Origin of the sequence: Pseudoalteromonas sp. S2893 (genome assembly GCF_005887105.1) — a bacterium.
GTDB classification, from domain to species: Bacteria; Pseudomonadota; Gammaproteobacteria; order Enterobacterales; family Alteromonadaceae; genus Pseudoalteromonas; species Pseudoalteromonas atlantica.
This window is the reverse complement of the sequence record NZ_PNCY01000168.1, coordinates 1-383: the sequence shown is the minus strand read 5'-3', so window position 1 is coordinate 383 and position 383 is coordinate 1. Positions and strand designations below refer to the sequence as shown.

Here is a 383-nt window from a genome sequence, read left to right as displayed (position 1 = left end):
GACACAAGTATGGGTCTTTATGGGTCGTGTTTTGTGGGCGTTATTACCGCAGTCTTAGGAGGCCGCCCTGGTCTGATTTCGGGTGCTGCTGGCTCTATGGCTGTAGTCACCACCGCCTTTATTAATATGTTTGGGCTGGAGTTCTTGCTGCGCCGTGGTATTAACCGGTGGGCTACAAGTTGTGTATGGCGCTTTTAAACTGGGCAAATTTATTAGGCGGTTCCCTCACGCTGTAGTGCTTTGCTTTGTAAATGGATTAGCTATTGTGGTTTGTATTTGCTCAATTTGGCCAATAGAAAGCAATCGTTCTCTTAGTTAACGATAAGCAACACTATATGTTTACCTAGGCAGGCGATTGGATGGAACTAACCAGCCCAGCTATG

Annotated in this window: 2 protein-coding genes; both read left to right on the top strand. The window is 46.5% G+C overall.

Going from position 1 to position 383, the window contains the following annotated elements; all coding sequences use genetic code 11:
* On the top strand, window positions 1-198 hold a 198-nt coding region (locus CWC04_RS19975; RefSeq protein WP_249326238.1), incomplete at its 5' end, for a hypothetical protein.
* Window positions 155-319: a SulP family inorganic anion transporter gene (locus tag CWC04_RS19970; RefSeq protein ID WP_349304527.1), complete on the top strand. Its 165-nt coding sequence runs from the start codon at window positions 155-157 to the stop codon at window positions 317-319. The genes CWC04_RS19975 and CWC04_RS19970, both read left to right, overlap by 44 nt.
* Window positions 320-383: the final 64 nt, after the last annotated feature.